General features: G+C 58.2%; 10 protein-coding genes. 5 read left to right on the forward strand and 5 right to left on the reverse strand.

Annotated features, from left to right (window positions below):
* A partial coding sequence (gene csaB, locus NW829_RS06280; protein ID WP_414416683.1) for a polysaccharide pyruvyl transferase CsaB occupies window positions 1–1,050 on the forward strand: 1,050 nt, incomplete at its 5' end.
* A 155-nt stretch (window positions 1,051–1,205) separates the two neighbouring features.
* On the opposite strand, the gene NW829_RS06285 is transcribed toward csaB, so the two are convergent.
* On the reverse strand, window positions 1,206–2,360 hold the full coding sequence (locus NW829_RS06285) for a homocysteine biosynthesis protein (RefSeq protein WP_414416684.1): 1,155 nt from the start codon (window positions 2,358–2,360) through the stop codon (window positions 1,206–1,208).
* Window positions 2,361–2,489: 129 nt separating this feature from the next.
* Between NW829_RS06285 and NW829_RS06290 the strand changes: the two genes are divergently transcribed.
* Window positions 2,490–3,419, forward strand: coding sequence for an ABC transporter permease (locus tag NW829_RS06290; protein ID WP_011431804.1), 930 nt, complete (start codon window positions 2,490–2,492; stop codon window positions 3,417–3,419).
* Window positions 3,416–4,240, forward strand: a complete 825-nt coding sequence (locus NW829_RS06295; RefSeq protein ID WP_414416685.1) for an ABC transporter permease — start codon at window positions 3,416–3,418, stop codon at window positions 4,238–4,240. Before NW829_RS06290 ends, NW829_RS06295 begins: the two co-directional genes overlap by 4 nt.
* Here NW829_RS06295 and cpdA read toward each other — a convergent pair.
* From cpdA to NW829_RS06315, 4 genes are all read right to left on the reverse strand, one after another.
* Window positions 4,237–5,031 carry a 3',5'-cyclic-AMP phosphodiesterase gene (gene cpdA / locus NW829_RS06300; protein ID WP_414350255.1) on the reverse strand — a complete coding sequence of 265 codons (795 nt, stop codon included), beginning with the start codon at window positions 5,029–5,031 and terminating at the stop codon, window positions 4,237–4,239. The two genes, NW829_RS06295 and cpdA, sit on opposite strands and share 4 nt — an antisense overlap.
* A 330-nt stretch (window positions 5,032–5,361) precedes the next feature.
* Window positions 5,362–5,886, reverse strand: coding sequence for a photosystem II reaction center PsbP (gene psbP, locus NW829_RS06305; RefSeq protein ID WP_011431801.1), 525 nt, complete (start codon window positions 5,884–5,886; stop codon window positions 5,362–5,364).
* Window positions 5,887–6,149: 263 nt separating this feature from the next.
* On the reverse strand, window positions 6,150–6,908 hold the full coding sequence (locus tag NW829_RS06310; RefSeq protein WP_414350257.1) for a PspA/IM30 family protein: 759 nt from the start codon (window positions 6,906–6,908) through the stop codon (window positions 6,150–6,152).
* Window positions 6,909–6,971: 63 nt separating this feature from the next.
* Entirely contained in the window at window positions 6,972–7,655 is a 684-nt protein-coding gene (locus tag NW829_RS06315) for a polysaccharide deacetylase family protein (RefSeq protein WP_414350259.1), read from the reverse strand.
* A gap of 324 nt (window positions 7,656–7,979) precedes the next feature.
* On the opposite strand from NW829_RS06315, the gene polA reads away from it, so the two are divergent.
* Window positions 7,980–10,775 (forward strand): DNA polymerase I, encoded by a 2,796-nt coding sequence (polA, locus tag NW829_RS06320; protein WP_414416686.1) that lies wholly within the window; start codon window positions 7,980–7,982, stop codon window positions 10,773–10,775.
* Window positions 10,776–10,867: 92 nt separating this feature from the next.
* Entirely contained in the window at window positions 10,868–11,128 is a 261-nt protein-coding gene (gene grxC, locus NW829_RS06325) for a glutaredoxin 3 (RefSeq protein WP_414416687.1), read from the forward strand.
* The last annotated feature ends 68 nt before the right edge of the window (window positions 11,129–11,196 follow it).

Raw genomic sequence — 11,196 nt, forward strand, 5'->3', positions numbered from 1 at the left:
GGCTACGGCAATGCCGGCGATGAGGCGTTGTTGCTGGCTCTCTTACGAGAGCTAGAGCAGTTGCCCAGCCCCGTACAGCCGGTGGTGCTCTCCCGTCGCCCTGCCGAAACGGCTGCCACCTATGGGGTGCTGGCCTATCCGCGCTTCAACAGTTTGGCTTTACGGCGCTGTCTCCAGGAGGCCCAGGCTTTCATCTGGGGTGGGGGCGGTCTGTTGCAGGATCGCACCAGTTGGCGCAGCCCTCTCTACTACCTGGGGGTGATGGGCCTAGCCCAGCGCTGGGGACTGAAGACCCTTGCTTGGGCCCAGGGGATCGGGCCGCTGCAGCGGGGGTGGATTCGCGCACTAGCCCGTCGCTCGTTGGCAGGTTGCACGGCCATTAGTGTGCGGGATGGAGTTGCCTCCCAATGGCTGCAAGAGTGGGGGATCCCTCACCAGGTGGCTCCGGATCCCGTCTGGAGTTTGCCGTCCAAAACCTTGCCGGAATGGGAAACGTGGCCTCAGCCCCGCATTGCTGTGGTCTTGCGTCCGCATCCGCAACTGACTGGAGCCTGTCTAGAAGCTTTGAGCCAGGGTTTACAGCGTCTCCAGGCTTCCACGGGGGCATACCTTCTCTTCGTGCCCTTTCAGCTGGCTCCTCCCGGATCCCCTGACCTTGGGCCAGACTACCACTTGGCTCAGCAGCTTCAGCAGCGCCTACCCCACCGTAGCCAAGTGCTGGAAATTCGGGATCCCTGTCTATTGAAAGGAGTCTTTCGGGGTGTCAGGCTGGCGATCACCATGCGCTACCACGGATTGGTGATGGCGGCGGCAGAGGGCTGCGCCTGTTTTGGTCTCAGCTACGATCCCAAGGTGAAAACGCTGCTCCAGGAATTGGGCATGCCTGGCTGGGATCTGCAGGAGATGCCCACCGATCCTGAAGCCTTACACCAAGCTTGGCTGGCCTGCTACTCAGAGGGCCTAGCTCTCAGCCCTGCCCAAGCTGACCTGTGGGCGAGGCAATCGGCTCAGCACGCTCAGTTGTTGAGACAGCACCTGAAGTGGGGTTGATGGGGTTGCCTGGAGAAGTTGCTGCCAGGGCGAATTCCGGTAGCGGTTCTTCTGGAGAGCCGCTTTACCCCAAAAGTAGGGAGGCACGGTGTCCCCGAACCAAAGCGCTGCGTGCATCCGCTTGAGGAGGCCCCCAATTCATTGAGGGGAGGACGTCACCTGAGAGGGTTTTGGGGGAGAAACTCCCGATCCAGGGGCAGGGGGGCGACAGGTTGGGTGAGGGTAAATTGGCCGCTTTCTATCCACTGCTTGAGGATTTCGGCAATTTGCATGGAGCGGCGCAGGCTGGCCAGAGGGGCAGTGCGAACCTTGCGGCCATTGAGGGTGATCTGGCCGGATTTGAGCTGGGCATAGCTCACTAAGCCAAAGGTGGGCCGCACCCGGCGGGGAATGGAAAAGTCGATCACCGGTGCCACCAGTTCTTCATCCCGGATGGCGATGGCCTCCAAATCCGCAGGAGCGAGGATGGGAATGGGGATCCCGACCCCCAACATCAAGCTGGGACCGTAGTTGCGGAAGTAGCAGCCCCTCACCCATTCCGCCTGCATTTGCTTGGCATCCCCAATCAGGGCTAGAGTGGCCGCCGGGCCGATGGGAGTTTGGTTGGGCAATCGCTTTTGCAGCGGAAAGTGTTGGGTGCCCTCCCAGGCGACGTAGCCGATGCCGCCTCCCAAAAAGATGCGGCTACCGATCCCCACCCGGCGCAACAGGGGATCGTTCAACAAGGGGGATAGCTCTCCCGGGTTGGAATAGACGGCATTGCCCAGATGCGGTTCCAACAGGCCCAAGTAGGTGTACAAAGGCCGATCCCCGCCGTTCACCCCGACGATGAAGTTTTGGTAGGCATTGCGGGGGTTGAACAGGTAAAACTGGTTGAGCTGATCCCGAGTCAGGGTGGTCTCGTAGTCGGCGCGGGGGTAACAATCGGTCACTTGGCCGATGGCCCGCAAATGGACGCGCTTGCCCGCCACCAGGTCGGCAATGACATGGCCGCCCCCATAGGCTTGATCCGCTTGCTCGCTGGGTTGGGCTGCCCCCAGGTAAAGATCCACCGCGCCAAATCCGGCATAGGCCGGTACCCCGTTCAGCCAAGCTTGGCGAATCTTGATGGGCGGATCCGTATGGCCCAGGTTCACAATGGCTCCTGAAGACTCCATTGGCTCAAAGGTGCCGGTGGTGATCACATCCACCTGCTCAAAGGCTTCCTGGATCCCCAAGGTGGCCAGCTTGGCTTTGGCTTCCAGGGCCGTCCACACCCGCGCCTGGCCTTTGGCAATGCGTTGGTTAATCTGGTCTAGGGTTCTCTCCATGGGATGTAAAGATCGCAATGGTTGGTCGCGTTGGCGGTGTGGAGCACTAGGCAGTCTTGATCGCTTGATCGTCGAGGGATCCGCTCCCATCTTGAATTCTCTCGTGAGGCAGCTCTTGGGACTGGCTCAATGAATAGCTTAAATGGACGGGGATCTGGGCCGGTGGGGCTTAAGGGGATCCGGCAGTATGGGCCGCTTTTGCCGGCGTTGGGGTTGGTGGGCCTGCTCTACGGCGGGGGGCTGCTGCTGGCTCTGGCCCAGAGTGTGGGCCTCTACGGCCTGGGCGAGAGGGGGTTTACCCTGCAGGGGTATGGGGAGCTGCTGCGGGATGCGGAAGTCGGGGGATCCCTGTTGCTCAGCCTCAGAATCGCTCTGTTGGCAACGGGGTTGGCGCTGCTTTTGGGGCTGGGGCTGGCGCTGCTGTTGCGGGGGGTGGGGGGGTGGGCCATCTGGCTTGGCCAGTTGACGCTGCCGATTCCTCATTTGGTGGGGGTGGCGGGGATGCTGCTGCTGCTGGGGCCCAGCGGTTGGCTGGCGCGGCTGGCCTTCCAACTGGGCTGGATTGCCTCGGATCAGGATTTTCCCTTGTGGGTGAACGACCGCGGCTATGTGGGGGTGTTGCTCTATTGGCTTTGGAAGGAGATCCCGTTTGCCGCTCTGGTGGCGCTGACGCTGCTGCGCGGGATGGGATCCGAGCTGGAGCAACAGGCCCGGCTGCTGGGGGCTTCTGCCGCCCAGACGTTTTGGTATGTAACGCTGCCCTTGCTGAGGCCGGGGCTGCTGGCCACCGGGATTCTCATCTTCGGCTTTGTCTTCAGCGCCTTTGAGGTTCCCTTGCTCTTGGGGCCCACCTACCCGCGCACCTTGCCCGTTCTGATCTACCAGCGCTTCACCCACATCAACCTGGAGCAGCGGCAGCAGGCGGTGGCGCTGGGGATCATCCTGCTGGCTGTCTCGGCAGCGGTGGTCAGCCTAATCGGAGGGCTGTTTGCAGCCAGAGTATCCTTTCTGCAGCTGCCGTTTGGCTCAGCGGGACGGAGTCCTTGGAGAAAGCCGTGAAAGGACGCAGATGGATTAGGGGATCCCTGCTCCGCCTTGGGGTGGCCGGAGTGGCCCTCCTTTGGGCTTTGCCCTTTGGGGTGCTGGCCCTTTGGGCCTTCACGCGGGCCTGGTATTTTCCCGATGCCCTGCCCCGGGCATGGAGCATAGCCGGTTGGCAGCAACTGCTGAGCTGGGGATCCCAGTTCCGGGCAGCCTTCGGCCAGAGCTTGCAAATTGCCCTGTTTACCACCCTGCTGGCCTTGGGGGTGGGGATCCCGGCGGGACGAGTTTTGGGCACCCATCCTGTGCCCGCCTGGCTGCGCCTGCTGTTGCTGTTGCCCGTCATCACCTCTCCTCTGGCTGTGCTGATGGGGATCCAAGGGGTGCTGATTCGCCTGCGGCTAGACGGTGCCCTGCTGGGGGTGGTGCTGGTGCATCTGATCCCCACCATTCCCTACATGGCTCTGGTGATGGGCAGTGTGTTCGCCCGTTTCGACCGCGGCTACGAGGCGCAGGCCCGCTGTTTGGGGGCGGATCCCTGGCAAGTGTGGTGGCAGGTGACGTTGCCCCTCATTGCCCCTGGGGCAGCCATTGGGGCGGTATTTGCCTTTTTGATCTCTTGGAACGAATTTTTGCTCACCTTCTTTGTCGGCGGTGGGCGGGTTCTCACGCTGCCGATGCTGCTCTACAGCCTTTTGCAGGGGGGAAACAACACCTTGGTGGCCGTGGTGGCCCTCCTGTCAGTGGTGCCGGGGTGGTTGGCCTTGCTGGGGGCCAGCGTCTGTTTGGGGCAGGCCATCGGGCTACCCCCCACAGAGGTTCAAGAGGGGGAGAGCTAATATCCCTTCAGGGCCAGGTTGGGCCGTTGCAGAGCGGCCCCCACCCGTTGAACCTGAGTTTTGAAGCTGCCATCTCGCTCCAACCATATCTGCCTCAGGGCAGGGGGAATTACCTCCAGGCCAAACTGGGGGCTCTTGGGACGAAATTGCACACAGGTTGAGGGACAAGCCAGGTAATCAACCCCCTCCCGCCGGCGGTGCAGGTCTTGGTGAATATGGCCGAATACAACGAGGCGGATGTGGTCGAACTCGTCCAGAACCCCAAACAACCGCTCCGGCTGCTGCAGGGCACTTTGATCCAGCCAGGCAGAATCCACCGAAAAAGGGGGATGGTGCAAGGCCAACAAAACATGGTGTTGGGCGGCTTTGCTCCGCTGCAATTCCTGTCTCAGCCACAGCAGCGTGCGATCCGTCAGGTAACCGCTGTCTTTGCCGGGCACGAGGGAGTTCAATAAAATAAAACTCCAATTTTCCCGGCTGAAGCTCTTGTCCCCGAATAGCCGCTCGGCGTGGAGCTCTTGGTTCATGTTGTGCAGGCGATCGTGGTTGCCCGCCAACCAGTAAGTATCGATGGGGAGAGCCTGCAAATGGGCTCTCAAACGGGCGTAAGATGCCGCACTGCCATCTTGAGAGAGATCTCCGGTAAGCAGCAGCAGATCGGGCAAGGGATCCAGAGCGGCAATGGCCTTTTGCACCTGCAGGAAAGAGGCTTCCGTGTCCACCCCCAGCAGCCGGTGATGGGGCTTGGCAAACAGATGCAGGTCGCTGATCTGAACCACGTACACGGTCATAGAGCAGGCCCAAGAGGGTGGGATCCCATCTCCGCAGGTTCAAAACACTACCGTTTTACGTTTTAACACCAGATGGCCCGGCTGGAACCAGTAGGTAGGGTCATTTCGATTCAAGCTAGGACACTGCACCCACACCCAAAACGTTGGTCGCGTCTTCGCGTCAGCGTTGCGGAGCAATAATCCCCAGAACCACAAGGCTTTTCTCAGTAGCCCAGGCGTCTCGCCCCCAACCTAAAATGACCATAACTCAGCCCTAAAGGGCTCAACCTTAACCTACCCAAGTCCGTCAACCCGGTTCAATCCCTTGAGAAAATCCTCTCAGGAAAAGCTTTAGGAAACATTCAGAGAGCGGCCCACGTTCCTAAAGGCAGCTTGCACCTGAGGCCAGCGGGATTCTTGGGTAGAGGCTGTCAGCGTGTAGAGGCGATGGTGCCGAACGGTTACCGTCACCACCTCGTGGCGAAGCTGGGATCCCATATCGGTTTGGTATTCCAGCAGGTAATAGGGGTGCTCCTGCCGCTCAAAGGCTTCGGCAGCCAACAGCTTGGCCGAGCGACCGGATCCCTCAGGAGCAATGATCTTCTCCGCCACCAACTGCCCCACCTCAGCCGGGCTGCCCAGATCGGCAATCGTCTCCCCTTTGTCAAATGGGGCGATCATCAAGCTGACGTTCTCGGTCTCGTACACCAGGTCGCGCAGGAGAACCACCGGCCCTTTCCCCGGCCCAAGATTGACCGCCACCATGCCGTTGGGGTAGGCAAAAGCAAAGGCTCCGCTGGGATCCCTGTAGGCCCGTAGGTTAGAGCCTGCGGAACAGGCACCGACCACCAAGCTGAGGCAGACACAGAGCAGCAACAGCGCTCTAGACAGCCACGGGCTGGTTGCGTAAGTGGGCCACAGGCCTGATCGGGCAGAATGCGCGCCTCGTGCTGCTGACATTGCTGGGATCCTCTCCTCAGATGGGTTGCCTATTGTTCCTTTATCATCCTAGTACGAGCGCACTCCCTCTAGCCCGTTGACCGTCAATTCCCAACGGAAAACTCCCCCTGCAACTTAGCAGCGGGGTTGCCGACGTGGGTTGAAAAGCGAGGGATCCCCAAGCTTGGAAGCAACTGCCGCTATTGGGGGAGCCGCTTCTCGAAATCCAGATCCGGTAGCGGCGGGTTGGCCTGGGCACCTCCTTGGCCGGTGAGCATTGCCAAGCGGCGGGAGATTTCATCGTCCATGGCCATTTCATCCAATTGGGCAGCAATCTGCTCGCTGCGATCTTCCGAGAGCTCGCTCATGGCTCGGGATCTGAGCTGGCGAGCCTGGATAGCATTCTTCGCCGCCTCAAATTGCGACTTGGCCGAGTCGATGTTGTAGGAATTGTTGACGCGGGCCATCTGCTCCAGAGCTTGGTTCACCTCGTTGATGTCTTTGAGGTTGCTCAGCTCGCTCTTGTAAGCGGCCAATCGCTCTTTCTCGCGGGCCAGCTTTTGCTTGGCGGCGTTGACGTAGCGCTCGGCAGTTTCCACGTTCTCCTTAAGGGGGCCGAGAATGGCCTCAATTTGCAGCGCTTGGGACATAGCCAGACGGGCAGCCTCTTGATCGCCCCGTTGGGCGGCCAGGCGAGCTTTGTTCTCCAGGGCCTGGTACTCCCGCACCTTTTGCATGTACTTCTGCTCAGCCCGCTGATAGGCGGCTACTTGGGTGGCAACGGCTTCCGTGAGACGCTGAACCGTCTCCTGCATCGTGCGTAGGGATTCTTCCGCCACCATCACCGCCCCTGTGCCACCTTTCTCCACCGGGATCCCCCACAGCCAGTTCCAAGTTCCGACGATGACGCTGCCGGCCCGTTGCCCAAAAATGCCGTAGATGATCTTGCGTGCGCCCATGGCTTGACCCTCTTGCCTACGCGTGCCTCTACTGTATTTAATTTCTCCCCAACTGGAAAGATCTCAGGGATCCGGCAAGTGGACAAATTCAAATCCCCGCTTCTTCAAAGTTGGGATCAACTGCCGCGTTACCTCAACCACTTGGGCTCCTCCTTGTACCCCATCGTGCAGCACGATTAAGGAGCCAGGCCGCACCTGGGCCAGCACCCGCTCCACTACCACCGATACCGGTGGGATCAGCCAATCCTCAGGCACCACGCTCCACATCACCGGACAAAAGCCCCAACGGCGCAAATCCGCAAGCGTCTGCGGCCAAAACAAGCCATTGGGCGGGCGCACAGCCCGATAATCGTCAGGGATCCCGCCACAGGCAGCCACGAGGGTGGTTTGGCTGCGCTTCAGGCTCTGATAAAGCTCTCCAGGGGCAAGCTCGGTAAAAGGGCGATGCTGCCAGCCGTGAAGGCCAATGCGGTGGCCTTGTTGGCGGATCTGACGGGCCAGGTGGGGCCAGCGCTGCACCCGTTCTCCCAACACAAAAAACGTGGCCGGCACCTGAAAATCCATCAAAACCTGCAACAAAGCAGGGGTGTACTCAGGGTGAGGGCCATCGTCAAAGGTCAGAGCCACCCGCTGGGTATGGGGATCTGCCGGCAACTCCCACAGGCCGTCGGGAAAGAGGGTCTTGAGGCCCCAATGCAGGGGTGGGTAGAGAGATGGGGGCAGGATTTGCTGAGAAGAGAAGAGCATTGTGGTGAGCTGTATTTTGTCCAGAACCAGAGGCCAATGCTTTGGGTGATCAGTTGGGTTGGCAAATTGAGGTGTTGCCGATCAAGCCAATAAATTGAAAAAATGGGCATGAGCATTGTAGCTAACAAAACAGACAGGGGTGGCGGGCCTATCGATGGCTTTTTGGATCTTGCCGTAGCCGGGTCACAGAAGTTGGAATTGGAATCCCGTCCTGTTGACCGCCGGGCGCTCTTGCTGAGTTCTTGAGGCCGATGATGGATGTGGGATCCCTTCTGCCCATAGCCCAGATCCGATAGGCTAGATTCACCCTCAAGGTATCAGCTGATGGCTTGGCAAACTCCAACACTGCTGCTGGTGGATGGTCACTCTCTGGCCTATCGCTCCTTCTACGCCTTTGCCTACAGCCGCGAGGGGGGGTTGCGCACTTCCACTGGGATCCCCACCAGCGTCAGCTTTGGCTTTTTGAAATCGCTGTTAGAAGTCTTGGACAAATACACCCCTACCCATGTAGCCGTTGCCTTTGATACACGGCAGCCCACTTTTCGCCACGAGGCCGACGAAACCTACAAATCAGGCCGCCCGGAAACGCCACCGGAGTTTATCGAAGATGTGGAGAACCTCAAGCAGGTGTTGACGGCACTACGCATCCCGATTTTGGTGGTGCCTGGTTTTGAAGCCGATGACATTTTGGGCACCCTCAGCAGGCTGGCCCCCCAAGATTACCGGGTGCAAATCTTAAGTGGGGATCAAGATCTGTTCCAGTTGATCGACACCGATGGGAGAGTTCGGGTTTTGCACCTCAACAGCAAAGATCGCATCAGCGAGTTTGGCCCCGAACAAGTGAAAGAAAAATTGGGCATCTGGCCTTGGCAGGTGGTGGATTATAAGGCCCTCTGTGGTGACCCTTCTGACAACATTCCCGGGGTGAAAGGGATCGGCCCCAAGCGAGCTGCAGAGCTGCTGGAGCGCTACGGCAGTTTGGATGAAATTTTCGATCACTTGGACGAGATCCAAGGAAAAGTTCAGCAATACCTCAAAGAAGGGATCCCGGCGGCCCATCACTCGCAATTTATGGCTCGGATCAAATGCGACGTTCCTCTTTCTCCCGACTGGGAGAGCATGAAATTAACCGGGTTTGATCAAGCAGAATTGCTGCCGCTGCTGGAAAAATTGGAGTTTCACAGCTTCATCGCCCAAGTGCGCAAAATACAAACGGCTTTGGGGGGGATCCCAACCGAGGCAGAGGTGGTCAGCGCTTTTAATCCCACCGGGGATCCCGCAAACGCTCCTGACGAAGCCCTGTGGTTTGATTTTGCCCTCGATCCCGTCCCTTCTCTGCCGGCGGTGCGCATCATCGATACGCCGGAGCAACTGGAGCTTTTGCGGCAAGAGCTGCTGGCCTGCCCAGGGATTGTAGCTTGGGATACTGAAACCACCAGTCTAGATCCACGGGATGCCCAATTGGTGGGGATCGGCTGTTGTTGGTCAGAGGGAGATATCGCCTACTTGCCCATCGGCCACCGCCAGGGATCCAACCTGGATTGGGAGCTGGTGAAACAAAGCCTGCAACCCCTTTGGGAAGATCCCAACCGACCCAAAAGCCTACAAAACTGTAAGTACGACCTGAGCATTTTCCGCGCCCACGGGATCCGCCTGCAAGGGATCCAGTTTGATCCCATGTTGGCCAGCTACGTTTTGGATCCAGAAGCCAGCCACAATTTGGCCGATTTGGCAGCTACCCATTTGAATTTGCCGACCACCAGCTACAAAAAGTTGCTGGGCAAGGAACAGTCCATTGCCGATATCCCGATTTCCAAAGTTGCAGAATACTGTGGAACCGACGCCTATTGTGCCTATCGTCTGGTGCCAATCCTCACCGAAAAGCTGCAGAAAACCGATCCACGCCTGTGGGATCTTTTTATTCAAGTCGAGCTGCCCTTGGCCCAAGTTTTGGAAGAGATGGAGTGGATCGGCATTCGCGTTGATACCGAGTTTCTGAGGCAATTTTCCCAAGAGCTGGAACAAGAGCTGCAAAGTTTGGAGCAGAAAGCTTATGCCCAGGCTGGAGAAACCTTTAACCTCAATTCTCCCAAACAACTGGGATCCCTGCTCTTTGAAAAGCTGAAATTGGACATTCGCAAAACCCGCAAAACGGCTACTGGCTATTCCACTGATGCCTCAGTTTTAGAAAAGCTAGAGGAGGATCATCCTCTCATCGAAACCATCGTGCAATACCGCACCTTGGCCAAGCTGAAATCGACCTATGTGGATGCTCTGCCTGCCCTGGTAAGAAGCGATACCGGCAGAGTCCACACCGACTTTAACCAAACCGTTACTGCCACCGGCAGGCTCAGCTCCTCAAACCCCAACTTGCAAAATATTCCCATTCGCACCGAGTTCAGTCGCCGGATTCGACAAGCTTTTATTCCCCAAGAGGGATGGCTATTGGCGGCAGCAGATTACTCTCAAATTGAGCTGCGCATTTTGGCCCACCTCAGCCAAGAACCTGCCTTGCTGGAAGGCTTTCGCTCAGGGGAAGATGTGCATACCCTGACCGCCCGCCTGCTCCTGGAAAAACAAGAAATAACCAGCGAAGAACGCCGCCTGGCCAAGACGATTAACTATGGGGTGATCTACGGCATGGGGGCACAGCGCTTTGCCCGCACTGCGGGGGTTTCTCTATCCGAAGCCAAGCAATTTTTACAGCGATTTAACGAGCGCTACGCCGGTATTTTCGCCTACCTGCGCTCCACTGAAGCCTTTGTGGAAAAACATGGCTATGTGGAAACGATCTTGGGTCGCCGTCGCTATTTTCCCAATTTGTCCCGTCTGACAGGCCATCGCAAACAAGCCGAATTGCGGGCGGCTGTGAATGCTCCCATTCAGGGATCCGCCTCGGACATTATCAAAGTAGCAATGGTGCGCCTGCGGCAAAAGCTGCAGAACTTTCGTTCCCGCTTGCTCCTGCAAGTGCATGATGAGCTGGTGTTTGAGGTGGATCCCTCGGAATGGCAGGCCCTAAAACCGCTGATCCAAAGGGAAATGGAAGGAGCAGTGCCCCTCTCCATACCGCTGGTGGTGGATATCCAAATCGGCCACAACTGGAAGGAAGCCAACTAGACCATGGGAGGCAGAAAACCCCAGGTTTGCAAGGAAAGGGATCCCGGCTCCGTGAAAATGTTAAGCTATGTAAAAGCGTTTGTTGTTTTCTTATGACTGTTGAGATTTACACCTGGCGTTTTTGTCCCTTTTGCATCCGGGCTAAGCAACTGCTGGATCGCAAAGGCGTGAAGTATATCGAGTACGCCATCGATGGAGACGAGGCAGCACGGGCGGAAATGGCCAAGCGGGCCAACGGCCGTCGTTCGGTGCCGCAAATTTTCATCAACGACCAGCATATCGGCGGCTGCGACGATCTTTATGCCCTTGAGTCCCGAGGCCAGTTGGATCGGCTCCTACAGCAGGCCAGCTAAGCCTCAACTGTATCTCTCATCACTTTGTAGCCTGTTTAACTTGAGCGCGAGCCTGCTTCACCATGGCA

The sequence above is a fragment of the Synechococcus sp. R55.8 genome, assembly GCF_047461895.1.
GTDB lineage: Bacteria > Cyanobacteriota > Cyanobacteriia > Thermostichales > Thermostichaceae > Thermostichus.